Origin of the sequence: Pseudoalteromonas amylolytica (assembly GCF_001854605.1) — a bacterium.
In the GTDB taxonomy this organism is placed as follows: domain Bacteria; phylum Pseudomonadota; class Gammaproteobacteria; order Enterobacterales; family Alteromonadaceae; genus Pseudoalteromonas; species Pseudoalteromonas amylolytica.
The window spans coordinates 267,596-292,113 of sequence record NZ_MKJU01000030.1 but is presented as its reverse complement, the minus strand read 5'-3'; the positions used below and the strand labels follow the sequence as shown (position 1 = coordinate 292,113).

The following is a 24,518-nucleotide window of genomic DNA, read 5'->3' as shown; positions in this document are numbered from 1 at the left end:
CTTATCTGAATTGGTTTAGGAATTTTAAATCGTTTTCGAAAAATGCGCGTAAGTCGTTTACGCCATAACGCAACATGGTTAAACGCTCAACACCCATACCAAAAGCAAAGCCCGTATACTTTTGTGGGTCGATACCGACTGAACGCAATACATTTGGGTGTACCATGCCACAGCCTAGTACTTCTAGCCATTTTCCATTTTTTCCTTTTACATCCACTTCAGCTGAAGGCTCTGTAAATGGGAAATAAGATGGGCGGAAACGAATTTCCATGTCTTCCTCAAAAAAGTTACGTAAGAAGTCATGCAAAATACCTTTAAGCTCAGTAAAGCTCACATCTGTGTCAACCATCAACCCTTCTACCTGATGGAACATTGGCGTGTGGGTTTGGTCGTAATCATTTCGGTATACGCGACCTGGAGAAATAATACGAAGTGGCGGCTGCTCAGCTTCCATGGTACGGATTTGTACGCCACTAGTTTGTGTACGCAATACCAATTTAGGGTTGAAGTAAAATGTATCATGATCAGCACGTGCTGGGTGGTGCTCAGGAATATTTAGCGCATCAAAGTTATGGAAGTCATCCTCAACTTCTGGACCAGATTTAACAGCAAACCCTAATTCACCGAAGAATGATTCGATACGCTCTATCGTGCGTGTCACTGGGTGCAAACCACCAATTGGCATGTTGCGGCCAGGCAACGTGACATCTATGGTCTCTGCCGCCAATTTTTTCTCAAGTGCTTGCTGAGTCAATTGCTCACGCTTTGCATTTATCGCATCTTGCACCTGAGTTTTAGCCTGATTGATAACGGCTCCGGCTTCTTTTCGCTCTTCTGGTGCGAGCGTGCCCAGAGTTTTTAATAATCCTGTGATCTCACCTTTTTTACCAAGGTAATTAACTCGGACATCCTCAAGGTGCGCAATTTCGCGGGCTACCGATACGGCTTCTAACGCTTGCGCTAAAATATTCTCTAAGTTCATTCTATACCTGATCTTTATGGAGGTAATTTGCTGTTGTATTAATCGCGTATGATAACTGAAAGCAAGGACTAGATTCTAGCCCTAACTCGGGTTGAGTTTACTATTGTGGGTGAATATTTGTAAAAACTTGCACCTTTGGGATAAATCTACAAAAATTTTCGCCATTTTACTTGCAAGTTCATCACAATCGCAGCGTGGTTTTAATAAATGGAATGGTAAGCTTTCTTTGTGCTGCCATCGAGGCATGATCGAGTTTATCTAGTACATCGAGCAAGGCACGCATATCACGGCTCAATCGAGTGAGCAAAAAGCGTGCGCATTCATCGCTCAACTCTAAGCCCCGCATATTTGCACGTTTTACTAGGGCCTCGGCTTTATCATCATCGCTCATCGAGCGGATTTGAAATGTGGTTCCCCATGCCAAACGAGACTCAAGATCTGGTAGATTTATGTTCAGCATGTTGGGCAACAGATCCGCGGTCACAACCAAGCACTTATTGGGTTCATTGAATCGATTGAAAAAGTTAAAGAGCGCCTTTTCCCAATGCTCAACACCTGCCACCAAATGTACATCATCGATACATACAACATCCAAAGACTCTAAACCATCTAAGACCGCTGGGCCAAAATCAATCACTTCTCTAAGACTTAATAAAATGGTCGACAACCCCATCTCCTGAGCATGGATACATGTGGCATAAAGCAAATGTGACTTGCCAGAATCCGCCAACCCACATAAATACGTATATTGGAAATCCTTGGCAAGATTTCTCAATGACGCTTTTAAATGGTTGACCTCTAATGACTGAGCGCCGCCAAAGTAAGACTCAAATGTTTCGTCATCTGGGAGGGTCACTGGCAGCGCCATTTGCATGGGTTCGTTACTCATCACTGGCCTACCCAGCTATAGCGTAAATTCGAGGCGTTGGCGATTTGATAAAACGCATGCGGGTCAACATAAATGTTAAACGCTTGCTCTAAGTTCAATGATTTAACGAGATCGTCTAACGTCGAGCTATGTTGGATCTCAAACCTAACCACATCTGCAGAGCGGTACACAACATCCACATCCACCACTGTACTCAAACTGGTAAGTTGCCTTTTTGCCAACTCAATTGATGTGAAGGTCTTGAGATTATCAACAATCAAAGAAGTGGTTTGAGTCGCCAAAGAAACATTCGGGTCAATCGCGTAATTTTTTGCTAATGCTGATGAAAAGTCATTCACCATGGTGATGAGGATCTGCTGTTTATCGCCAACTAATTTGTTGACTTCAAACATTTGCGCATCGGTATAGCGCCACTCCAACTGCCAGCTGCTACTGTTACGCTGTTGGAACATACGTGCTGTGATAGCGCGCTCCGCGTTGTATCTTTGCGATGCAAGCTCCACAGGCTCAGAGAAGTTTCCCCAAACCTCAGCAACGCTTACCTTGGCCAGGTCATCAAGGTCAAGTAATGGCACTATGACAGGCACACCCCACTCCGCTGCCGTATCGTAAATTAAACGTTCAAGCTGCGGATAACTGTCTTGGGTAACAAACTCACGGCGAAAATTGTCTTCAATAGCAAGCCAAATCGCGATCAGTGGTCGACGATTCCCCCAAAGTGGTAGCTGGGCATCTCTGACCAATTCTTCGACTTTGGTTGGCTCAAACTTTACACGTATTTTAACCGTTCCATCTTGCGCATCTAAATATTCATACTTGAGCATATAGTCTGAGATAGAGCGCATTGCTTGTTTGATAAGCGTAGAGTCCCCACCTTCATGGCGACCTGTGAGTTTTTTTATTACGTTGTACAACGCTTTTTTGCTGGCTTCGACTCGCGTGTCGCGACTTTTATCAGTGACATACAGCTCGCTTTGATACAAATCAGTCACTTCAACTGCTGGTGTATGAATCGACCATAAACAACAAAAAATAAACAGTATTCTCAATGCCATAACTTAAGCTACAGGAAATCTTTGTGGCTCGATCCTAAAGCAAAGCCAGACTAAAGCAAAGCCTTAAAAAGTTTACCGTTACTTTGACACTGAAAAAGAGATTTGTTTTTTGCCATTATTCTTAGCTTGATAAAGCGCGTCATCTGCTTGATGTAAAATGGCTTCTGCACTGAAAGCCTGAGCATAGTTCCCGGTCACGCCAATGCTGCAACCACATCGAACCTGACTATTGTCAGGTACATCAACTGGCATAGAAACAGCTTTAAGCAACCTCTCACAAACTTGCTGTAATACCCCAAAGTGAAGTGGCTCAGTCATCAGCACCACAAACTCATCACCACCTAGGCGAGAAACGAGATCGTAACTTCTCACTTCTTCGACCAGTCTTTTAGCTACCGTTTGTAAGACAATATCGCCAGCGTGATGACCGTAATTATCATTGATCGGCTTAAAATCATCTAGATCGATATACAACACATAGATTTCCAGATTTGAACGCTGTGATTTTGCGGCCAGTCGAGATAACTCTTTAAACAAATATTTCCGATTAGCCAGACCCGTCAAGTTATCGTGTAACGATTCATATTCCAGTTGCTGCTGCAACTGCTCACGTTTTTGCACCTCCTGACGAACTTCTTCAAGGCTTTTTTGTAGCTCTTGCGTACGCGCCTGTACTCTCTCTTCTAATTCTCTTTGATAGATTTGCAACGCTTCATTTGCTTCGAGTAAAGCACGTTGGTTATTGAAAGCATCTAATGCGGAAGAGATCACATGACTAATCGTAAAAAGTACATCAACAATCACACCTGAGTATTCTTGCTCATTACGATAGGACTGAATAATAAACGCACCAAGATAGGAGCTGCGATTAAGTAACGGAAAGCACAACCATTGTTTAGGCATCGTGCCTAGTACCTGTAGTTCTCCAGAATCAATAAGCTGCTGTATATCTTGCTCGGTAAAATTGCAAATTTTCCGTTGACTGATGGCATACCCTGTCAGCGTTTTTTCAACCACATTCAAATTGATGTCTTCTAGGTCTTCAGCCCTGATGTTGTCCATCACATCATGAAAATATGGGAAGTGAAGCGTATCATCACGTCCAAACAAGACGACGTAAAAGTTATCCGCGTATGTGACTTTTTGCAATATACAATGAATATCCAGCAAGAAGCGTTGTATCGAATCACTCGTATTCAAACAAGCAACGATATCTGTCATGCTGTCAATAACGCTATCATTCGCTATTTTTGACACAGTCATCGCCCCCCCTAGTGAAGATGAAACGCTTAAAGCTGATTATATTTGAGTATAGGATAGGATCTTGCATTCGCTAAGAACTCTAAAAAATACTTTGATAATTAATAGATTGTCATCCCCCCTTCACACTACGTAAATAAAATGCAGTATATATTTACATTTATTTTACTCAGTGAAATTTCGTGCGACGTTCAATTTTTATCCTTTTACACACCGCTGCTATATTCGCAATTACGCTAAGCTTGCTATCTGGCTTTCGTATCGCAACATTAACTAAACCATACTTACTAACCGTAGCAACGCTGTTTCCATCAGGGCAGGTCCATAACTTACACTTGCTATCTGCCAGTCTGCTATTGATTGTCAGTGTGTATTATTTATATTTTAGAATAAGCAGAGGCGCCGTTACCTCACAAAGCCACTACCACCGCATGGTTACATGGTTTGGTTATATTAGTTTAACAGTATGTTTAGTGAGCGGATTACTAAATTATCTCGATATAACGCCCAAACAAGTTACGTCTTTACATTATTACAGTGCATTGGCCATTGTTGTTTACTTATTACTGCACAGTTGGGTGTATATGCTCCAATTTGGCCGTAAAGCCTTTAAGAAAATTCTGCTGATGAGCAACAAACACGTTCCTGTTGCCTTGCTTGCAGGGCTAAGCCTATGTACCACAGCCGTTTTTTTTATCATTAATGCGCTAACACACACATTGAATATTGCACCTATCTCGAACCAAGTCTTGATGGAGATAGACGGCCTAGCCAATGAACCTCAGTGGCAACAAGCACATTCGTTTTTGGTTGATACCGCCGGTGGAGCCAACTTTGACAATGGCCGTACGCAGGTGCAAATAAAGGCACTGAGTAACCAGCAGGAAACATTTTTTTTGTTTCGCTGGGCAGATCCAAGCAAGAGTTTGCGACACTTGCCTTTGACAAAAACATCACAGGGTTGGAAGGTCCAAGAGAACGGCTTTTATCAATTTGATGAGCAAAGTCACTATGAAGATAAATTCGCGGTGATGCTCTCAAACAGCTGTGATCTGGGTGCAGATGGCACCAGCTACTTAGGTAAAAAGCCCTTTGCCGATAAGCCAGCCAACTGGCATGGTAAGGGTTACCATGCCAGTTTAGATGGTAAAGTACGTGATCTGTGGCATTGGAAAGCCGTTCGTACCAACGATATGGTGCTAGCCGATGACAATTTTATCGGCCCACTGGCAACGCCTCTGAGTGGTCAACGTCGCTACAAGGCAGGCTACCAGACGGATGGTAAAGAAAGTGGCGCATATGTGATGAATTGGTTGTGGTATTCACCTAATCAGGTTACCCCAAAAAGATTGCCCACCCACGACGACAACAGTAACAAAGCGGTATTACCTTGGTTTGGTTCTCGGCCCTACCACAAGTCAAAAGATACCTATCCCATAGGCACACAACTAAGCTCCGTACTTTATCGCTCCAATCGGTTCGAAGGCGATCGTGCCGACGTACGAGCTAAAGGCCATTGGCAAGACGGTTTTTGGACCTTGGAGTTGGTAAGAAAAAACCAGACTCAGTCTAAATATGATGTGCCGCTTAATAGCGATACGTGTATCTGGGTGTCAGCCTTTGATAGCAGCCAAATTGCCCACACTCGCCACCAGCGTGCAATCAAACTTAGGTATTTACTGTGATCAAAAGATTTTTCATTTCAATGCTCATTGTTGCGATAGTGAGCATGTACGTTGTTTTTGACGACATACTGATGACGCCCATCACGCACCCAAGGTTTACAAAAATAACCGCGCAAGGCCAGCCGTTATCGCCATGGCAAGGTCCGTGGGCCTGCGTGCTGGATCACCAGCACAATCTGTTGTGGGAAGTAAAAACAGACGATGAGTCTATTCATGATGGCTACTGGACATACTCTTGGTATGACCAAGGTTTAGGCAAAGCTAATTTTGGTGACTGCTATTTTGAGTCTGCGCGCTGCGATACCCAAGACCTTATCCGCCATACCAATGATAAAACGCTGTGTGGCCAAAAGAACTGGCGACTACCAACCGAGCGTGAACTCGCCAGTTTAATACAGCCGCCTGCACGCCCTGGTCAGCCCTATATCGCCTATGACTATTTTACTCACATCAAAAAAGGTGATTACTGGACAAACCATGCCAACGTCAAATTACAGCAACAATTTGCGCACCTAAAACAAGGTGCCAAAGCGGTGAACTTCCATAACGGTAAAGTTGTTACCTTGCCCTATAGAAACGCCGCCTTTGTTATCTTAGTGAGTGATATCACTAAGGCTTACTCTCATGCGCAGCTAAGCAGTCGCGACACTTCAACTACACATTAATATAGGATCAAGGAAATGAGCACACGTATCGTGAGCCTTGCTGTCGGTTTAACCCTTGCCGCCAGCGCCCAAGCCGGTAGTCAATACCATAGACTGATCTGGGATCATAACCCCTCATCACAAGCGACTATTGGCTTCACCCCAAACGGGGGAAGTAATCATCACGTCAAATATGGTACATCAACAGATGAGCAAAGTTGGACGGTGCAAAACATCAGCGCATCTCACACCTTTGATGGAGGTCTTGAAAGTCAGTTTGTAACATTGCAAAACCTCAGTGCAAATACCGCTATTTATTATCGTGTTTGTGACAGCCAAGGCTGTTCACAGCCGCTGTGGTTTAAAACTGCGCCAACTGACAACCAACCGTTTACGGCCATCGCTGGCGGTGACACCCGAACGGGTTGGACAACACGCCGCCAAGGTAATCAGCTTATCGCAAAAATTCGCCCTCTGTTCATCATGCATGGTGGCGACTACACCAATGCAAACTCCGTCTCAGAAATGAAAGAGTATCTGCAAGACTGGCAGCTAACCTTCTCAGACGATGTGATTGACGGCGTAAATTACCAACGTATTTATCCGTTTGTAGCCACCCATGGCAATCATGAAGATGACAATTACAAAACACTGTGCCAAGTGTTTGGGGTTGACTACAACCAAGATGGTGAATGTACCAGTTCAGATACCTACGGTGCTTTTAACGTCGGCACCTTGCTTCGTGTTTACACGCTAAATAGTCAATATAAAAACAGTGGCTGGTCAAGCTATGCTACCGCGATGAACAACTGGTTAACGCAAGATCTTAGCAACAATGGTGATACAACCACTTGGCGTAGCGCGCAATACCACAAACCTATGTATCCGCACTACTCTGGTAAGTCTGACAATACCATTTTACATACTTGGTGGGCCGATGCATTTTATAACCATGCAATGAACCTAGTTGTTGAATCAGATACTCATATCAACAAACTCACCCAAGCATTACAGCCAACCAATAATGGCTTTAACGCGACTACCTCAGGCGGCACTGTTTACGTGGGTGAAGGCAGCTGGGGTGCACCTGCCCGCTCCGCCAACGACCCTAAGTCTTGGACGATTGATTTGGCAAGTATTCAGCAATTTAAAGTACTCTCTGTCAGTACAGATAACTTATTGGTACGCACCGCACAATTTGACGCATCGGCCGACACACTGACGCGTGAACAGCGCGCAGCAGACCCTCTTGCGCTCCCTGCCAATATCAATTGGTGGCACGCAAATGAGATTGGGGAAGTGCTTACACTCAAACAAGCGAGTAATAAATTAAGTGTTATCGATAATGGTTCGGGCCCAGTTGAGCCGCCTGATGCTATCGCGTTACAAAATGGTGAAGCACTAACAGGGTTAAATGCCGCAAAAGACAACGAAACCCACTACGTACTTGATGTGCCAGAAAACACATCCAGCCTATCATTTACTACCTCAGGAGGCAGTGGTGATGCAGACCTATATGTTAAGTTTGCCCAGCTTGCTACACAACAAGATTATGACTGCCGCCCATACGAAAATGGTAATGCTGAAAACTGTACTATCAATACCATTCAATCAGGTAAATACTATGTGATGTTGCACGCTTATGAGGCCTATTCTAACTTGAGTTTGGTAGCTAACTTCAATGTCGGCACAACACCGGGTAAACAACAGCAATGGCCCGACCAAAGTGCCAGTAAAGGCGAGTGGCTATACTACACCTTTGAAGTGCCTTCAGGCTCCAGCAGCCTAAATGTACAAACGAGCGGCGGCTCAGGTGATGCAGACTTATACATTAGATTTGCACAGCAGCCCACAACTTCTAGTTATGAATGCCGCCCGTATGAAGATGGTAATGATGAACTTTGTAGCATCACTAACCCTCAATCGGGCGTATGGCATTTAGGTATAAAAGCATATCGAAGTTTCTCTGGTGTGTTGTTAAGCGCACAGGCTGAGTAATGAACTTTGCCCCTTGTTATTTAAGCAAATGACCATAAGTCTATAGCTTAATTGAAACAAGGGGCAATACATGGATTTTTTACACACTATGGTGCGTGTTAAAGATTTAGACGCATCACTTAACTTTTACTGTAACCTGTTGGGCTTGGTTGAAGTCAAGCGATATGACAGTGAGCAAGGAAGGTTCTCTTTAATTTTCTTGGCAGCTCCAGGCCAACTAGAAGAAGCCAAAACCTCTCTTAAACCAACCATAGAACTGACTTATAACTGGGACCCTGAACAGTACACAGGTGGCAGAAACTTTGGTCATCTAGCCTTTGCAGTTGACGATATATACGCTATTTGCCAAACACTCCAACAAGCAGGAGTTGTGATCAATCGTCCTCCTCGTTGTGGGCACATGGCATTTGTTAAGTCCCCTGATGGTATTTCTATTGAGCTGTTACAAAAAGGCAAAGCCTTAGAGCCACAAGAGCCTTGGGCTTCAATGGAAAATACCGGCACTTGGTAATGACAAGTTGGTGCTAAGCGACTCAATGGCTCGCTTAGCTTTTTACACCTAGTGCTGAGTTTGTAATGTGATAGCGCATTAACAGCCGTTGGAGCTGTTCTTTAAATTCGCTCTTTTGAAGTACCGTGTTTATCACATCAACAGCATTACGCATATCTTTTGGTGCGAGTAATGCTCGGCTGTATGATTCGTGAGGCTGATTTGACAAGTGCACAGCGTTTTCCCAGTGTTTGTTCTTAGCCAATAAATAGTTCAGGGTAGCATTACTAATCACCGCAATTTCAATACGCTTCTTTACCAGCATTTCCAGCAACTGTAACTCAGTTCCCATCTCAAGTTGGGTTGCTTTATCTATTTTTACCACAGGCGCTACCTGAAAGTAGTGATAGCCTCTCACGCCACCAACGGTTTTGCCATACAATGAAGCCTGACCTACAAATTCGAACGGCGCTGAAATATTCGATACAAACTCGTCTCTGTCGGTCATAAAAGGTTCAGACCACGCGAATTTTGTCTGTTGCTGATCCCGAAACCAGACTGGATTTACACCAATAATTAAGCCATCTAAGGTGTTTTGCTCTATATCGCGGTTAAGACGCTTACGTGGCATATACTCAACTTTAAAGGAGTAGTCTGCTTGGTGTTGATTAAGTAGCAACGCAAAGTCAAAGTACAACCCTTGTTCTTGCTCAACATCGATAAGATAAGGTGGCTTTAGGTGATAAGCATAAAGTGTCACCGTTTGCTTAGCAGATAACACTCCACTTGTGATCATCAAACAGCTCATGCCAAATAGGATGAGTGACCTTTTTAGGAGAAGAAGTGTTTTGATAGGTTTACTCTATTACGCAGTGTACATGACTATAGTGTTAACCAGTGATTTGCGCTTTGCAACCAGAATTATTACTCAGCAATATTATGATGATAAAAAGGCGGCTCAAAAAGGCCGCCCTGCTATTAGCTTATCACAAGTACCTAATCATCAATTAGTTACAACCACCTTCGTTATAGGTAACTTTTAGAGAAGCGGCTTGACTGTCTCCTGATATTTTCAAATAACCCCAATATTGAGACTGTGCACTAACACTAATGCACTCTGCATTACCTAGGTTATCTGATGTCGCATCCACATTGCTGCCATCTGGCCAGCCTGCATTGCTATATTCAAGCTTTAAGTCACCACTACCGTTGGCTGTCTCAATACGAACGGTGTCTTGTCCGCTGACATTTTCCAAACTAAACCACATCACAGATTGATCACCAAGACAGATAAGCTCACCCGCTGTAGCGCGTCCACCCGTTTTCGCAGCTTGTGTTTGACAGGCATCTGGTAGAGACGCTATGGGTGCATCGAAGTTCGCAACCAAAGACACATTGTTAAATGCATTGTAGCCTCTTATCATGACGTAGTATTGACCTTCTTGAGGTGTTGCAAAGTCACACTGCTCAGAGTTACCACCAACATACGGACGACAGTCATAGCTGCTAAGTGTCGGCTCACTGCCATAACGAACATATAAATCTGCATCTCCGTCACCGCCTGAAATAGCGATATTTAGGTCACTCGCCCCTTGCGGAACACTAAGCACAAATAGCAACTGCTCATCTTGCGCACCATTGATAGTGACCGCTTGACCGCGTTGCAACTGTGGCACGCTCTGCCCTTGTTCAATTTGCGCACTCGTACTGGCACTGTTTGAAAGGCCCTCTGAATCAGTAACAGTTAATGTCACAGTGTAATCGCCCGCGGCGTTATAGGTATGTGTTGGGTTCGCTTGTTGGCTTTGATTACCATCACCAAAGTCCCACAAGTAGCTTGCGATCGGGCCTTGCGCGTCACTGCTACCATTACTTGAGAAGGACACAGGTTCACCAGCTACACCACTGTATGGACCATTAACCTCTGCCACAGGGGCTGTGTTTACATCACCTGCCAGCTCTTGTGTCCATTGCGTAAACTCTGCATCATAAGCTACCTGCCAACCATTGAGTAACGACTTATAACCTGTCCAATCGCCCACTCGGGTTTTGCCTAGCATCTTATTCACTTCGTCGTTATGGCGCTCAAACATAAAACGAACCGCAAGATAACCCCAACGGTAGATTCTATCTTGGTCGAAGCCATCATAAGTGGTTGCAAAAACTTGTTGCAGATTATAAACAGAGCCATCTTTAATCGTGTCAATGGCAGCCTGATTATCATTCTGATTTGCAATGTATTCCGCCACACCTTCGGTCCACCATACAATGTCTTCTGTTGGAGCATTGAAACCACCATACAAATCAAAGCGTCCGTCTAGATAGTGCACATATTCATGCTCTAAATTCCAAACATAGTGGTCAGCTTTAGCATAGCTTGCTTCATAAGCTACGAAATTTGCCTGATTGTCGGTTTTGCTTGGATCCCCTTCTAAGTACATGCCACCATTGTTGGTATCAATATTAAAGATGACTTTGGCATATTTTTTATAGTCATTACTGCTATTAAAAATATTCACCTGTAAGAACGAGTTGTTGTCATCCGCTACCGGTGTTTGATTAGTCGCTAAGCGGGTGTGGAAACGGGTTTCTTCAGCTGCCATGGTGTCACATGCTGAAGAAAGCTGAACTGCTGTCATTTCCTGTGCTCTGATGCGAATCGTACTGCTACATTGATGAATCTGCGACAATACTTGCTGTGTCAAATTCTCTTCAAAGTTACAAATGTTAAACTCACTACAATGACCAAAATACGATGCCACATCAGCAGCATTGAGCCACAGTGAATCACCGTACCCGTAGCTCTTGTAGGTAGAGAACAAAGTTTTCAGACCATTGGTAACCGCTTCATCGATATCACTTGGGCGATACTGGGTAAGCCTTGCTAATTCTCCAGCTGAGTTGGTAATCAAGAACTCAGAGTCTGAGCCTACCATCCAAGATTTTTGCGTAAAGGCAACTAAGGCACTCACCAAAGCACTATCAGTTTTAATTTTGGTTACATACTCACTATTCCATTGACCACGGAATAAGATGTTAAAGATACCATTTACCGCATTACGCATATTGCGGTTATTGGCGTAATTCTCATCAAAACGTAGCAACCACTGGCGCACTACATCGATATACTCGTGCTGTAGTTCCGCACTATCCATGGTCGTTATGACTTCCTGTAGTACCTTGCCGTGTTCGTCATTGTTGTCATAAAAGTGGCTGTTATTTACAAATACATCAATGGCACTTTTAACGTTAATTGCTACTTGGCTGTCAAATGTCACCGCGTCGTTATAAAACTCTACGTAAAAACCTGCGCGAATAAACAAAAACATCGCTTTTAGTTCATCACCACCTAAGCCTGTGTAGCTGGTTGCTAAAGTGCGTGCATGATCAGTGATGGTGTTCATTTTACTGCTGGTGAAGATTGCTACTTGATCACTGCTGCTCGCTGTGAATAGCTCATTCACACAATTGCTGCCTTGTGATTTAACTTGCTCAACCAGCTGGCTGCCTGAAGAATTTGCAAATGCACTTGCATCACAACTTAGCGCCGCTTCTGATGCTTGTGATGACATCACTTGTTGCAATTTTAGCTGAGGATTAATACGTGTCACATCCTGAAGCTGGGACGCAGCAACAGGTGCTCGTTCATCCACTTGTTCATGTTCATGACCATGGTGAATATGTTGCACTGATTGCTCTGTTTGAGGCTGTGTCGGCGCGGAACCAGAATGCTGTGCTGCGCTAACAGTCAAGTTTAGGCTCATCCCAAGCACAGGCAGAGCTAACGCTATTTTATTAAGTTTCATAATGTACCTTTGTATGTTGTGTATCCAAACCCATCACTTTTGATAACGGGCTTTTTAATTATTAACACCAAATACACAATGTATACAATATATTTTACATAACTTTAATGAATAACTCCGCGAATTTATATGTGTACAGTAAACATTGACACACATAAAATCACTTAACACACTGATAATTTAAAATTTAAATGTAAATCATATTGAATGAAGAAAATAAATGAAATTTCTAAGATCTTGGGTTAGCTAGTTGGTGTAACAAGCTATCACAGCCAACTCCCTAAAATTAGAGTTGCTAGCAAGTGGATCGGCTGATAAGTGAACGAAGTTTGCGGTTTCACCTTCTTTTAAAGTGCCGAGGTTAGACCCTAAGTGTTCCGCTGCTGCTTTGGTAATAGCATTGAGTGACTGGGGCTTTGACAAACATTGATCTGGTAGCAAGACCCGTTCATGACGGGTATAGCAGCCTGGCGCATACTCCATAATTCGGCTACAGGCTTGCTCCGCAGCACGTAAGGGGCTCAAAGGTAAAATAGGAAACCCTGATTGCAAACATACATTATACCCTTGATCCATTAACTGCTGACAAGGCTGTAACATTGACTGTCCGTGATAACTTTTCACCCAGTCATAACCGCAATAGCCAACCTCTCCAATGTTAATGGCTATTGAGCGATTAGCCGCAGGCTCGACTTCTGTATACTGCTCACTTAAACAAGCTAGACTGTTTAACTCTTGTAACCAACTATTTCTTGGTTCCATTATGCTTATTGCTGAATTTGTTTTTTGATATAGATTAAGCAACTTGCGAGCAAATGGGTGAGTATCAATCGTGCCCATATGGGTGATACCCAACGAATACGCACGTGCAACAATTTCATCAATTTGTATAAACACACTTTTTAATTGACGTTTAAGCTGCCTAGCTGGCAAGGCTTCGACCAACCACACTAACTGTTCGTTAATTAAACCATTTTGACGACGTACCAAATCAAAAAACATTGCTTTTGATGCAAAGGGGTTCGCATCATGATGCTGCAAATAGCTATATATTTTCTCTAGTGCGGCTTCATTCACGTATGCAATGGCACTGGTGGCATCCAAGATAGCAACAGGTCTATCGATACACACTTGCTGCACCAGTTGAAAAACATCATGCTGGCTCGTTTGTGCGCTCTCATCCAGTAACACACTGTAAAGCCCGTAACCTAGCAGCCAATCCTCAGCTGATAAACCTTTGTCAAGATACAGTAATGCGCGCGCAATATAATTTAACCCGTAATTGGGCATCAATTTTTGCCAACCACAGTCAAAGCCAAATGGTCCAATATGCGACCACTGTTGCAGTATCGCACTGAGAATTAAGTTAATATTCGGCTCTATAAACCCAGGGCACAGGCTCTGTTCTTCACCCAAGTATTGGTAACGAACACTCATATCTAGACGAGTAATATATTGCTCAATTTCATGCTGGCTGCCCAAAATAACTACTTTGTTGTTGCTCACCAACATCGCCTCTACAGTTTCAACCGTGGGACAAAACTGTGTATAGATTTTTCCTAGAAAGACTTGATTATGTGCAACCGGAGCAGATGTTTGATTACTCGCCGGCTCAGGAATCAATGAGAACTCAGACAGCCTATCGAGTAAACTGTCAAAAAATATATGGTTAAGAGAAAAGCGAGCGCTTGGTTGAGACAATCCTTCCACAGTATGTATCCAACAGGTAACACACATTAAACGTTAGACTAATCCCAAAAAACTGCCATTACTGTTCATTACAGCAGTTGAAAAACAACGTTGCGCACAGTCATTGAATCCATGCGCAACAACTAGGAGATCACTTGATAGGTAACGGAATATCTGCAAACAACGCGTCTACATCATCCTGATTACGCAGCAAACTGGCTTTTTCAACTAAGTCTTTGCTCAAGTGTGGCGCAAAACGTTCAATGAAGTCATACATGTAACCTCGCAAAAAGCTGCCCTTTCTGAAGCCAATTTTAGTCGTACTGGCTTCAAATAAATGACTCGCATCGATACAAACAAGGTCCTTATCAGCCACACTATCAATAGCCATCGATGCCAACACCCCCACTCCAAGGCCCAAGCGCACATAGGTTTTTATGACGTCAGCATCAGTGGCAGTAAACACAATGTGAGGCTCTAAGCCATGCGCGTTAAACGCTTTATCTAATTCAGAGCGGCCAGTGAAACCAAACACATAGGTAATGAGCGGGTATTTTGCTACATCATGTACAGTCAGATTATGTGCTTTTTGAGCAAGTGGATGATCCTTAGCAACTACGATTGAGCGATTCCAGTGATAGCAAGGTAACATCACTAAATCTGAGTATAAATGCAGTGCCTCCGTAGCGATAGCAAAATCAGCATCGCCTCTTGCCGCCGCGTCAGATATTTGTTGTGGGGTGCCTTGATGCATATGAAGAGAAACCGCAGGATACTTCTTCATAAAACCCTGGATAACACCCGGCAACGCATACCTAGCCTGGGTATGGGTAGTCGCAATGTTCAACTTACCTTGATCGGGCAATGTATGTTCGTTTGCAACCGCCTTGATGCCTTCGACCTTAGATAAGATCTCACGCGCTATATTTATGATCTCATTGCCCGCATTAGTGACATGAGTTAAATGCTTACCACTTCGACCAAAAATTTGTACGCCAAGTTCATCTTCCAGCATTCTAACTTGTTTTGATATGCCCGGTTGAGAAGTATAAAGGCTTTCAGCAGTGGCTGACACATTCAGATTATGGTTTAAAACTTCTACAATATATCTAAGTTGTTGTAATTTCATAGCTTATTTTTTCTTTTTAGTTTTTACAAGGCAATGAACACGGCGCGCTATTAAATGGTATATGCTTGAGACAAAGCCAATCTTCCTAAGGCTAGCATAATTACATCTATGGAGATAGCTCTAGACATATCTGTTTGTTTATCAGATAAAACCTTGTCTTGGTCTATAATGATAAATAATGATTTTCAAATTATTTTTCATACAACTGAACGGAAAACTGTTCAGAATGCAATTAATTGATGTAAGATAAAAATTCATCTTTTGATTCGTGGTCTAAGAGAAATTTGTTATGTTCGTTTCTATTATAATTATGCTAATTGTTGCACTGATCGTTATTGCGGTTTGGGTTAGTGCCGTACAACAGCATAGAGAAAAACAAGAAGCTGAGCGTAGAAAGGAATTAGCAAAACAGAAAAAGATTATTGAGGAATCTGAGGACATCATCGTAAATAGCTCTAACATTCCTATGTCAGATCTCATTTTGCGGGTTCTACAACGCAGAGTTTTCGACGCACTCACCACCATGGTTGAGCTTTCTCCAACAAATAAAGAATTGAAAAACCGTCTGAATGAAGCCAAAGAGCGCTTAAGCTCCTCAATTAACCCAGAGTCACAGGTTGATGGTTTAAGCTTACCTGATGCTGACAAACAATTGATCGCTCTGGTGCAAGGTATAAAGCGTCTGCGTCACGTACTTCGTACGGAGCACTCTAAAGGTAAGGTTGATACACAACTGTTCGTTGCCGAAGATAGACGACTGGAAAAGTTACAACTGCGTATTAATGTAGAAAGTCAGATCAAACGCGGCGTATCTGCTAGAACCGCTAACATGGTTGGTTCGGCGCGCCAATATTTTGAAAAGGCATATGCGACTATCAACTCTGTAAGCTATACAGATGAATACGTTGAAGAGAAAAAAGCACAGCTCACAACCTATCTAGATGAGATAAGTACCGAGCTTAAGGCATCCAATGCGTCTGCGGTTAAAAAGAAAAAAGAAAAAGAAAAAGACGATCTCGACGTCCTATTTGCACCTAAGAAAAAGTGGTAATCAATACCACTTTTTCATTGATACCTTACCTACTCTATCGCGAATTTAAATATAAACAATGCCGTCAATAGCCACACACTAAACGTGATTTCATGCGACTTGTGACAAACAACTTTAACCGCGGTGTAAGCGATAAAACCCAGTGCAATGCCATGGGCGATAGAAAAAGTCAGTGGAGTCATCAGCAGCACTACGCTGACCGGAATGGCGTCACTCATATCATCCCAATTCACCGACTTAAGATTTTGCAACATCAACACAGCAACATATAAAATTGCTCCCGCCGTCGCATAGGCCGGCACCATTTTTGCCAACGGTGCAAAAAACATCATCAGGAGAAAGCACACCCCAACCGTGACAGCTGTTAACCCTGTTTTTCCTCCCACTGAAACACCAGAGACTGACTCTATGTAAGATGTCGTCGTCGAGGTTCCAAGCATTGAGCCTGCAATCGTCGCAGTGCTGTCTGCAGATAGCGCGCGGCCCATTCTTGGCATACGACCCTGTTTGTCTGCCAGACCCGCCTTGTGTGTCACTGCAACCAATGTGCCTGACGTATCAAACAAGTCAACGAACAAAAACGCAAACACCACACTGAGCATAGATAACTCCAATGCGCTGGCAACATCCAGTTGCATCATAGTTGGTACAACACTCGGTGGGGCAGACATCACCCCTTGATATGACACCAACCCCATGCTTAATGCTATTGCAGTGACAACGAATATGCTGATCAACACTCCACTTTTCACCTCTCTGAACATCAGAGCAGCGATAATAAAAAAGCTCAATATTGCCAGCAATGGGCCCGCCTGAGTAATGTCTCCAAGCTGCACCAAAGTGGCCGGACTGGCGATAATAATACCAGCATTTTTCAATGCAATTAGTGCTAAGAATGCGCCAATTCCTGTTGCAATAGCCTGTTTTAAGACCAAAGGAATAGCCTGAATCACCCACTCTCGTATTTTAAAAATACTGAGCAATAAGAATAGACACCCAGATAAAAAGACCGCTCCCAATGCAGATTGCCAACTGTGCCCCATGCCAAGCACCACACCATAGGTGAAAAATGCGTTCAGCCCCATTCCCGGTGCCAGTGCCAGTGGGTAGTTGGCCCAAAAGCCCATAATAAAACAGCCAATGGCTGCCGCGACACAGGTTGCGACAAATGCTGCGCCAAGGTCTATCCCCGCTTCGGCTAACATCGGTGGGTTTACAAAGATGATATAGACCATAGTTACAAATGTGGTTAACCCAGCAACTATCTCTGTTTTCACACTAGAGCCTTGCTGGCGTATATTGAATAACCGTTCTAACATAGTTAAGGTTTTAAATTGGAAACAAGTGTTTGGATTTTAACATAAACTACTGGTTTATTCGGACAAATTAGTTAGAATTCAGCTACACTTGCTAATGGGCTTATTATTGCGGTTATACTATGGAACGAGATCAATTCGAAAATTCAGCAAGCCAAGATTTAGAGCAACAGCTGCTTAATGTATTGGACTTTGTAACTTCTCCGATTAGCAGTGACGCCCAGTTACCCCAGGACAATGATCCTCAAATCGCTTTTAAAAAAGGCTTGTATTATCTCAAAGAGCAAGCATTTCCGCTTGCTGCGAAGTGGTTCCGTATGTCTGCTATGTCTGGCAATTATAAAGCGCAGTTTTATCTTGGCTTACTCTTTGTTAAAGGACAAGGAGTGCCACAAAGCCCCTTCCATGCGATGGCTTGGTTGGTGCTCGCACAAAGTCAGGGTATGGAAGCCGCCAGCGCTATGATAGAACAACTAAAACCGCACTTAACGACCAAGCGCATCAAAGATGCGCACTGTTATGCCGCAACACTGTACGAACAAATACATCAGTTAACCTTTATCCAGTCGTAATCTAGCCACCTTTTTATAATAAATTTCATAGACATGACAAGCATTCATGCGCTTTTCCTCGACCATAACTGTATATTTGTATAAAAAAGTGACAATTTTCGCTTGCATCTAATAACTGTATAAACTACTGTATACAAATACTGTATATAACACCAGTGAGTTGATTATGTTGCAAACAAGTTCAGTTTTAGAAATTACTTCAGGTTTACCAAAGTCACCGGTAAGTAATGTCCATCATGTGACAACAGAAGATGATATTTGTGCAAGTTTAGCATTGCTCAAAATTGTTCATCAATGTAATCAAAAACAAGGGTGGACATTGTTAATCGCGCCCGATAATGTACCAAATAAAGCAATGATAGATAGCTGCTCTATTGATACCAATAAATTATTAGTGATTAGAAGAAAGCATATTGTTGATTTAAGCTACGTTTTATCTTCTGCGCTAAACAATGGTAATTTTGCAGCCGTGATCACTTGGACGGACGTTCTCAGTGCCAATGAACTAAGTAGGATGAATTTACCCAACACGAACACTGAAATTTTCTGTTTTTCTCATACTAAGCAACCAGAAAAGTGTACAATGCCTGCATTTATGTCTTAATGTGTATCAGTGATGTGTTATTGTCCAAGTGAAGCGCCTTTTCAACAATGTTGCGAACCTTTTATTTCAGGAGCACAAACTCCTAAAACAGCAGAACAGCTTATGCGTTCGCGCTATAGTGCATATGTAGTAAAAAATGCTCAATATATTAGGGCGACTTACGCTCAAGAAGAAAAAAAGCATCATAGTGTTGAAGATATTTTGGCATTTGCCAATGCCGTTAACTTTATAAAATTGGACATATTATCGGTTGGCGATACAAATGATGGCAGTTTTGTTGAATTTCAAGCAACATATATTGCTGACAACAAAGTCTGTGCGCTTCATGAGTTATCAAATTTTATTTTAGAAGACGGTCTATGGAAGTATTTAGACGGCCATATTTATCCAACACCTGAAATTAAACTAGGTAGGAATGACATGTGCCCTTGTGGCAGTGGTAAAAAGTTTAAAAAGTGTCATAGCACCTGATAGACATTACTTAAGCGGTGAGCTGCAACGCACTTTGCATCTGTCCGCTGGCAAGCTGATCGTAAAAGCCCGCTGCATTCATAGCGGGTTTTTCTTCTATTGAAGCGCCACTTTTAATCGACTCCAAACGTTTCCTTACCGCTATTTCACAATTATCCACTACCTCCAGTGGAATATGAGTTTTGTCATTGCGTATTGCCAACGGCTCTGGCGACAGGCACTGTTGCAGTTTTAAAGTTGTTAAACTGCTTTGTGCTAATCGCGACGCATTGTTTTGACCTATCGACATATCGTATGTTTCTGGTGCCAGTGCTTGCTGAGGGCCAATTTGTAGCTCTTTCTTAAGTGCTAACTCACTCAGATCAGCTTCGTTCAGTTCTGACTCTGGCAAATGAAATTGACTAAATTCTAAGGCGTCTTGAGAAAGCATCGCCAGTAACATGGAAAAATCAGCACGACGATGCTCGGTCACACTCACCGAAAGTGCGTTACCGAGTTGGTCTTCTCTGGTTAATACCACATCAAATTGCATAGAGTTTCGCCAATTAACTACTGAACTAGACTTTTATCGGCATTTTTTAAAATTTCTTTAGCAGTTTTCTTTACTTAATAAAAAACTTTGATATTATCACCGCCGTTGTTTAGGAGGGGTTCCCGAGCGGCCAAAGGGATCAGACTGTAAATCTGACGGCACTGCCTTCGCTGGTTCGAATCCAGCCCCCTCCACCATCAACAACACAAATACAATTTGGAGGGGTTCCCGAGCGGCCAAAGGGATCAGACTGTAAATCTGACGGCACTGCCTTCGCTGGTTCGAATCCAGCCCCCTCCACCAAATTGTATACTCCACTGAGGAGGGGTTCCCGAGCGGCCAAAGGGATCAGACTGTAAATCTGACGGCACTGCCTTCGCTGGTTCGAATCCAGCCCCCTCCACCATCTCTTTTATTCTTTAGCTATAAATAACTGCTTAGCATTTTCTCTAAACCATTTTACCGCTTGTTTATAATCTCGGTCATATTTACCGACAAGCTGCCAAAACGCCTTGTTATGCGATAAAACATGACAGTGCGCTAACTCATGCACCATCACATAATCAATCATTCTCTTTGGCGCACCAGCGAGCAACACGTTGAATGTAAGTGCGTACTGACTCGAACAACTTCCCCAACGGCTTTTATACTCTCTGAATTTTACAATTGCTACAGGCGCATTCATTTGTGTACTGAAGTGATGTAACTTGCTATCTACGTACTGTTCAAGCTCAACTGCCAGCAACTTTATGAGCTGAGCTCTGATTGATTTGACTGAAGAGCGTGTGGAGGTTTTGATAACAACCTGCTTTTTTTGATGATCAATATAATTACAAGTGCCAAATAAAAACTCAAACGCTTCACCAAAGATCATTACCTTATTGCTCTGCCAAGGTATTTGTATTTGTACACCAATCGCGAGTCTTGTTTGTTGAGCTTCTACCCAAGACTTTTTAGTGCTTAACCACCGCTCAACTTCCATTATACATGCACCATATGGCGCATACACATGAACGCCTGTATCTGTAACCTTTAATGCAACTGTCTTACGTCTTTTGCTGAGTTTTAGCTGATATTCAAACATCTTCAATTAAAAAAAGTTTTCTTGCAGTCATTCTACCGCGCCAATTAGCTGCTAATCTATAAAAATAAATGGCTAAAGAGATCAGATATCTATGAGTGATAAACCATGTTGTCAATATAAATCACCCGACGGTCATAAATGCCAAGAGATTGATATGGGTTCAGGACTTTGTTTTTGGCACGATGCTAAATTTGACAAAAGTGGCTTAGAGCTTACTCAAAAACTAGAGCGCTACGCCAAACGTGGCGGTCTACTGCATGGCTTAGAGTTAAAGCGCGCAAACCTCGAAGGGCTTAATTTAGTGAAGTTTGGTGATCACAATGGCTATGATTTGTCGTACAGCAACTTTTATCGCGCAAATTTACAAGGTGCTCATCTGTTTAATAATACATTTTGCCATGCTTCTTTAATGAAAGCAGATTTAAGAGAGGCTAATCTACATTGCTGCCATCTTGAGGGCACAAACCTGCTGGGAATTAAACTCAATAATACCCGTATCGACAACCTATATTTAGGTGACAAGCTATTACAAGAGCAACAAGCCTTTAACGCTTTAAAAGAAAAACGTATTGATGACGCTAATGACTTATTTTTACAGTCTGAGGAAATATATCGTTCACTCAGAAAAGGCGCTGAGCAACAAGGTTTATTTGAAATGGCTGGCAAATTCACCTATCAAGAACTACGGATGCGCCACCAGCAATACCCTAAGTTTTCACAAAGGCGCATTGTTTCTAGTTTTATCAATTTACTCTGCGGCTATGGAGAAAAACCAGAAAACGTCATCCGTTTCAGTTTAACGATGATCGTATTTTGTGCATTAATGTACTTTATATTCGGCGTAACCTACGACGAGCAACGCCTACAGTTAGACTTTGCCAACAGCTTCTCTGACAATATCGGCGCTCTGCTGAACAGCTTCTATTTCAGCGTTGTGACATTTACGACATTAGGGTATGGAGATATCACACCCGTTGGGTTCTCGCGATTTATTGCCGCCGTTGAGGCCTTTACCGGCAGCTTCTCGTTAGCCCTATTCGTGGTTGTGTTTGTAAAGCGCATGACTCGATGACATACATATAACGAATTAGGCAATCTCTTGTTTTAACTGCTCTAAGAATGCACACATAAAGTCAGTTCGTTTACGCGCTTCCTCTTTGGCTGAAGGAGTATGCATTTGCTCAGCAATATGTAGCAGTTTAATAAAAAAGTGATCTAGCGTATAACGCATATCATCCGCTTCACGGCGCTCACAAAATGGATCTTCGGGATGATATAAGTGGCGAGCAATGGCCCCTCCTACTTTCATACAACGGCTCACACCGATTGCGCCTAACGCATCCATTCTATCCGCATCTTGAACAATTTTAGCCTCTAAGGTTTCAGGCGTGACATTGGCGCTAAAGCTATGAGCTACGATTGCGTGATGAATCGCATTGAGTTTAGACTCATCATAACCAACTGACTGAAGAAACGTCACAGCTTTGTCTGCCGCCATTTTTGAGGCTTTCGCTCTATCAGGATGATTTTTAGCTACGGCAACACAGTCATGTAGCCATGCAGCCGGTAACACTACAGCCAAATCTGCCTGCTCTTGCTCAGCGAGCTGCTTGGCAGTTTTAACCACTCTTTCAACATGCGTTAAATCATGGGCCGTATCAGCAAAGACGCTGTTTAACATAAAGCTTTTACATGCCTGTTCAATGTTATGCATTACATTCTCTTATGACTTTTATAAATTTATTAGCGGATTCTCAGTTCAATTGATGACGTACATAGCCACAATTCATAACCCACAATTTAACAGCTCAAGGCCCTAGCTGGCCAATATTAATAGGTTAAGATTGTATGTTGGCATGCCCTTCACTAAAATGGCAAGCATTCTATTGAGTAAGGAATTTTTATGTCTTGTGCCCTGTATTTACAGCCCGGTCGAGAAAAGTCGCTAAAACGTAAGCACCCGTGGATTTTCTCTAAAGCAATCAAGAAAATAAAGGGCAAACCAGCCTTAGGTGATACGGTCACCATTTATACCCATGATGGGCAATATCTTGCAACTGCGGCTTATAGTCCAGATTCACAAATTCGTGCCCGCGTGTGGAGTTTTGATCAGAACGAGCAGATTGACACCGAGTTTTTTGTCAAAAGGCTACGTCGTGCGCTGGATGCTCGCCAACAGACCATTGAAGAGGGTGGATTAACAGGATTTCGACTAAGTGCAGCGGAATCTGATGGCTTACCAGGAATTACCATTGATAAATTCGACAACTATATAGTGTGTCAATTGCTCAGTGCAGGTGCTGAACGTCATAAAGGTGACTTACTTATGGCACTGAGAGAGCTATTTCCTGATTGCTACATTTATGAACGTTCAGATGTCGATGTGCGTAAAAAAGAAGGCCTGGAAAAAACCACGGGCGCACTATGGGGTGATGCGCCTGCAGAACCTGTACTCATTGAAGAGAATGGCTTGAAAATTGAGGTTGATATCATCAATGGCCATAAAACAGGGTTCTATCTTGATCAAAGAGACAGTCGCGCGGCATTAGAGCGCTTTGTTAAAGGCAAAACGGTCCTGAACTGTTTCTGTTACACTGGCACATTTGGCTTGTACGCGCTACGCGGAGGTTGTGACAAGGTTATTAATGTCGATGTCTCTCAACCTGCGCTGGATACCGCTAAGCGCAATGTCGAACACAATAATCTAGACCTCTCAAAAGCAGAATTTGTTAAGCAAGATGTCTTTAAGCTGCTTAGGCAGTATCGCGACGAAGGTCGTCAGTTCGACACAATTGTCATGGACCCACCAAAATTCGCCGAGAGTAAAGCTCAGCTCACTGGTGCATGCCGTGGCTATAAAGACATAAACATGATAGCGATGCAAATCCTCAAGCCCGGCGGAACGTTATTAACCTTCTCATGCTCTGGCCTTATGGAACAAAACCTGTTTCAAAAGGTGGTAGCAGATGCGGCCCTCGATGCAGGCAAAGAACTACTGATTATGGAACGTCTAAATCAAGCGGCAGATCACCCGATTTCAGGCAACTATCCAGAAGGATTTTATCTAAAAGGGTTAATCTGTAAGGTTTACTAAATTAGCAGCTTATCGGCCAAAGGCGTTGAAAACAACGCCTTTGCTGTCTCCAGTCTTCCCAAACCTCATCACTCTATAAAAGCGTTTTCTTACAATCATGTATACGACCGTATTTGCGTCATATTTACCTGCCGATAAAGTGGCGATAAGAAATAGCTGTTCTATAT

22 protein-coding genes and 3 tRNA genes are annotated in these 24,518 nt (G+C 42.9%); 13 read left to right on the top strand and 12 right to left on the bottom strand.

Annotated features, from left to right (window positions below; genetic code table 11):
- Position 1 precedes the first annotated feature (1 nt).
- The 4 genes from pheS to BET10_RS17245 all read right to left on the bottom strand — a co-directional run bounded on the left by pheS (position 2) and on the right by BET10_RS17245 (position 4,189).
- Complete coding sequence (gene pheS / locus BET10_RS17260) at positions 2-982, bottom strand: phenylalanine--tRNA ligase subunit alpha (protein ID WP_070986829.1); 981 nt, start codon at positions 980-982, stop codon at positions 2-4.
- Between the two features lie 181 nt (positions 983-1,163).
- Complete coding sequence (gene hda / locus BET10_RS17255) at positions 1,164-1,874, bottom strand: DnaA inactivator Hda (protein ID WP_083330593.1); 711 nt, start codon at positions 1,872-1,874, stop codon at positions 1,164-1,166.
- Positions 1,871-2,926 carry a DUF2066 domain-containing protein gene (locus BET10_RS17250; protein ID WP_070986828.1) on the bottom strand — a complete coding sequence of 352 codons (1,056 nt, stop codon included), beginning with the start codon at positions 2,924-2,926 and terminating at the stop codon, positions 1,871-1,873. Before BET10_RS17250 ends, hda begins: the two co-directional genes overlap by 4 nt.
- Positions 2,927-3,004: 78 nt before the next feature.
- On the bottom strand, positions 3,005-4,189 hold the full coding sequence (locus BET10_RS17245; protein WP_070986827.1) for a GGDEF domain-containing protein: 1,185 nt from the start codon (positions 4,187-4,189) through the stop codon (positions 3,005-3,007).
- Between the two features lie 179 nt (positions 4,190-4,368).
- Between BET10_RS17245 and BET10_RS17240 the strand changes: the two genes are divergently transcribed.
- The 4 genes from BET10_RS17240 (at position 4,369) to gloA (ending at position 9,024) form a co-directional block, all read left to right on the top strand.
- The gene (locus tag BET10_RS17240) at positions 4,369-5,871 is read left to right on the top strand and encodes an ethylbenzene dehydrogenase-related protein (protein ID WP_070986826.1); all 1,503 of its coding nucleotides are present in this window, start codon (positions 4,369-4,371) and stop codon (positions 5,869-5,871) included.
- Positions 5,868-6,536 (top strand): Lcl C-terminal domain-containing protein, encoded by a 669-nt coding sequence (locus BET10_RS17235; RefSeq protein WP_240503713.1) that lies wholly within the window; start codon positions 5,868-5,870, stop codon positions 6,534-6,536. The genes BET10_RS17240 and BET10_RS17235 overlap by 4 nt, the downstream gene beginning before the upstream one ends.
- A 15-nt stretch (positions 6,537-6,551) precedes the next feature.
- On the top strand, positions 6,552-8,513 hold the full coding sequence (locus tag BET10_RS17230) for a pre-peptidase C-terminal domain-containing protein (RefSeq protein WP_070986825.1): 1,962 nt from the start codon (positions 6,552-6,554) through the stop codon (positions 8,511-8,513).
- A 70-nt stretch (positions 8,514-8,583) separates the two neighbouring features.
- Positions 8,584-9,024 carry a lactoylglutathione lyase gene (gene gloA / locus BET10_RS17225; protein ID WP_070986824.1) on the top strand — a complete coding sequence of 147 codons (441 nt, stop codon included), beginning with the start codon at positions 8,584-8,586 and terminating at the stop codon, positions 9,022-9,024.
- 34 nt (positions 9,025-9,058) lie between these two features.
- Here gloA and BET10_RS17220 read toward each other — a convergent pair whose 3' ends face one another.
- The 4 genes from BET10_RS17220 to cysB form a co-directional block, all read right to left on the bottom strand.
- Positions 9,059-9,799 (bottom strand): substrate-binding periplasmic protein, encoded by a 741-nt coding sequence (locus BET10_RS17220; protein ID WP_170829173.1) that lies wholly within the window; start codon positions 9,797-9,799, stop codon positions 9,059-9,061.
- Positions 9,800-10,010: 211 nt separating this feature from the next.
- Positions 10,011-12,809 carry a collagenase gene (locus BET10_RS17210; RefSeq protein WP_170829172.1) on the bottom strand — a complete coding sequence of 933 codons (2,799 nt, stop codon included), beginning with the start codon at positions 12,807-12,809 and terminating at the stop codon, positions 10,011-10,013.
- A 246-nt stretch (positions 12,810-13,055) separates the two neighbouring features.
- Positions 13,056-14,519 carry an amidohydrolase family protein gene (locus BET10_RS17205; protein ID WP_070986820.1) on the bottom strand — a complete coding sequence of 488 codons (1,464 nt, stop codon included), beginning with the start codon at positions 14,517-14,519 and terminating at the stop codon, positions 13,056-13,058.
- A gap of 130 nt (positions 14,520-14,649) precedes the next feature.
- Positions 14,650-15,627 carry an HTH-type transcriptional regulator CysB gene (gene cysB, locus BET10_RS17200; RefSeq protein ID WP_070986819.1) on the bottom strand — a complete coding sequence of 326 codons (978 nt, stop codon included), beginning with the start codon at positions 15,625-15,627 and terminating at the stop codon, positions 14,650-14,652.
- 289 nt (positions 15,628-15,916) lie between these two features.
- On the opposite strand from cysB, the gene BET10_RS17195 reads away from it, so the two are divergent.
- A complete protein-coding gene (locus BET10_RS17195; protein ID WP_070986818.1) occupies positions 15,917-16,678 on the top strand; it encodes a hypothetical protein in 762 nt (253 codons plus the stop codon).
- Positions 16,679-16,707: 29 nt separating this feature from the next.
- Here the strand turns inward: BET10_RS17195 and BET10_RS17190 are convergent, their stop codons facing one another.
- The gene (locus tag BET10_RS17190) at positions 16,708-17,997 is read right to left on the bottom strand and encodes an NCS2 family permease (RefSeq protein ID WP_070986817.1); all 1,290 of its coding nucleotides are present in this window, start codon (positions 17,995-17,997) and stop codon (positions 16,708-16,710) included.
- Positions 17,998-18,116: 119 nt separating this feature from the next.
- Between BET10_RS17190 and BET10_RS17185 the strand changes: the two genes are divergently transcribed.
- The 3 genes from BET10_RS17185 (at position 18,117) to BET10_RS17175 (ending at position 19,641) form a co-directional block, all read left to right on the top strand.
- Complete coding sequence (locus BET10_RS17185) at positions 18,117-18,566, top strand: tetratricopeptide repeat protein (protein WP_070986816.1); 450 nt, start codon at positions 18,117-18,119, stop codon at positions 18,564-18,566.
- Positions 18,567-18,732: 166 nt separating this feature from the next.
- Entirely contained in the window at positions 18,733-19,170 is a 438-nt protein-coding gene (locus BET10_RS17180; protein ID WP_070986815.1) for a SulA-like leucine-rich domain-containing protein, read from the top strand.
- Between the two features lie 12 nt (positions 19,171-19,182).
- Entirely contained in the window at positions 19,183-19,641 is a 459-nt protein-coding gene (locus BET10_RS17175) for a YchJ family protein (protein WP_070986814.1), read from the top strand.
- A 10-nt stretch (positions 19,642-19,651) separates the two neighbouring features.
- Here the strand turns inward: BET10_RS17175 and BET10_RS17170 are convergent, their stop codons facing one another.
- On the bottom strand, positions 19,652-20,173 hold the full coding sequence (locus BET10_RS17170; RefSeq protein WP_070986813.1) for a VC2046/SO_2500 family protein: 522 nt from the start codon (positions 20,171-20,173) through the stop codon (positions 19,652-19,654).
- A gap of 112 nt (positions 20,174-20,285) precedes the next feature.
- Between BET10_RS17170 and BET10_RS17165 the strand changes: the two genes are divergently transcribed.
- The 3 genes from BET10_RS17165 (at position 20,286) to BET10_RS17155 (ending at position 20,579) form a co-directional block, all read left to right on the top strand.
- Positions 20,286-20,370: transfer RNA gene (locus BET10_RS17165), tRNA-Tyr, on the top strand.
- A 21-nt stretch (positions 20,371-20,391) separates the two neighbouring features.
- Positions 20,392-20,476, top strand: a tRNA-Tyr gene (locus tag BET10_RS17160).
- An 18-nt stretch (positions 20,477-20,494) separates the two neighbouring features.
- Positions 20,495-20,579: transfer RNA gene (locus BET10_RS17155), tRNA-Tyr, on the top strand.
- Between the two features lie 6 nt (positions 20,580-20,585).
- Here BET10_RS17155 and BET10_RS17150 read toward each other — a convergent pair.
- The gene (locus tag BET10_RS17150) at positions 20,586-21,257 is read right to left on the bottom strand and encodes a M48 family metallopeptidase (protein ID WP_070986812.1); all 672 of its coding nucleotides are present in this window, start codon (positions 21,255-21,257) and stop codon (positions 20,586-20,588) included.
- Between the two features lie 91 nt (positions 21,258-21,348).
- Here BET10_RS17150 and BET10_RS17145 point away from each other — a divergent pair, with 91 nt between their 5' ends.
- Positions 21,349-22,329, top strand: coding sequence for an ion channel (locus tag BET10_RS17145; protein ID WP_070986811.1), 981 nt, complete (start codon positions 21,349-21,351; stop codon positions 22,327-22,329).
- 15 nt (positions 22,330-22,344) lie between these two features.
- Here BET10_RS17145 and BET10_RS17140 read toward each other — a convergent pair whose 3' ends face one another.
- Complete coding sequence (locus tag BET10_RS17140) at positions 22,345-22,971, bottom strand: HD domain-containing protein (protein WP_070986810.1); 627 nt, start codon at positions 22,969-22,971, stop codon at positions 22,345-22,347.
- 189 nt (positions 22,972-23,160) lie between these two features.
- On the opposite strand from BET10_RS17140, the gene BET10_RS17135 reads away from it, so the two are divergent.
- Positions 23,161-24,351, top strand: a complete 1,191-nt coding sequence (locus BET10_RS17135; protein WP_070986809.1) for a class I SAM-dependent methyltransferase — start codon at positions 23,161-23,163, stop codon at positions 24,349-24,351.
- Positions 24,352-24,518: the final 167 nt, after the last annotated feature.

What these genes read in the sequence shown, in the direction of transcription:
- BET10_RS17135 (WP_070986809.1), top strand. Translation starts at nt 23,161, where the DNA reads ATGTCTTGTGCCCTGTATTTACAGCCCGGTCGAGAAAAGTCGCTAAAA.
- BET10_RS17140 (WP_070986810.1), bottom strand. Translation starts at nt 22,971, where the DNA reads ATGCATAACATTGAACAGGCATGTAAAAGCTTTATGTTAAACAGCGTC.
- BET10_RS17180 (WP_070986815.1), top strand. Translation starts at nt 18,733, where the DNA reads ATGTTGCAAACAAGTTCAGTTTTAGAAATTACTTCAGGTTTACCAAAG.
- BET10_RS17170 (WP_070986813.1), bottom strand. Translation starts at nt 20,173, where the DNA reads ATGCAATTTGATGTGGTATTAACCAGAGAAGACCAACTCGGTAACGCA.
- BET10_RS17175 (WP_070986814.1), top strand. Translation starts at nt 19,183, where the DNA reads ATGTGTTATTGTCCAAGTGAAGCGCCTTTTCAACAATGTTGCGAACCT.
- BET10_RS17220 (WP_170829173.1), bottom strand. Translation starts at nt 9,799, where the DNA reads ATGATCACAAGTGGAGTGTTATCTGCTAAGCAAACGGTGACACTTTAT.
- BET10_RS17195 (WP_070986818.1), top strand. Translation starts at nt 15,917, where the DNA reads ATGTTCGTTTCTATTATAATTATGCTAATTGTTGCACTGATCGTTATT.
- BET10_RS17230 (WP_070986825.1), top strand. Translation starts at nt 6,552, where the DNA reads ATGAGCACACGTATCGTGAGCCTTGCTGTCGGTTTAACCCTTGCCGCC.
- BET10_RS17210 (WP_170829172.1), bottom strand. Translation starts at nt 12,809, where the DNA reads ATGAAACTTAATAAAATAGCGTTAGCTCTGCCTGTGCTTGGGATGAGC.
- BET10_RS17250 (WP_070986828.1), bottom strand. Translation starts at nt 2,926, where the DNA reads ATGGCATTGAGAATACTGTTTATTTTTTGTTGTTTATGGTCGATTCAT.
- BET10_RS17145 (WP_070986811.1), top strand. Translation starts at nt 21,349, where the DNA reads ATGAGTGATAAACCATGTTGTCAATATAAATCACCCGACGGTCATAAA.
- cysB (WP_070986819.1), bottom strand. Translation starts at nt 15,627, where the DNA reads ATGAAATTACAACAACTTAGATATATTGTAGAAGTTTTAAACCATAAT.
- BET10_RS17150 (WP_070986812.1), bottom strand. Translation starts at nt 21,257, where the DNA reads ATGTTTGAATATCAGCTAAAACTCAGCAAAAGACGTAAGACAGTTGCA.
- BET10_RS17185 (WP_070986816.1), top strand. Translation starts at nt 18,117, where the DNA reads ATGGAACGAGATCAATTCGAAAATTCAGCAAGCCAAGATTTAGAGCAA.
- BET10_RS17245 (WP_070986827.1), bottom strand. Translation starts at nt 4,189, where the DNA reads ATGACTGTGTCAAAAATAGCGAATGATAGCGTTATTGACAGCATGACA.
- gloA (WP_070986824.1), top strand. Translation starts at nt 8,584, where the DNA reads ATGGATTTTTTACACACTATGGTGCGTGTTAAAGATTTAGACGCATCA.
- pheS (WP_070986829.1), bottom strand. Translation starts at nt 982, where the DNA reads ATGAACTTAGAGAATATTTTAGCGCAAGCGTTAGAAGCCGTATCGGTA.
- BET10_RS17190 (WP_070986817.1), bottom strand. Translation starts at nt 17,997, where the DNA reads ATGTTAGAACGGTTATTCAATATACGCCAGCAAGGCTCTAGTGTGAAA.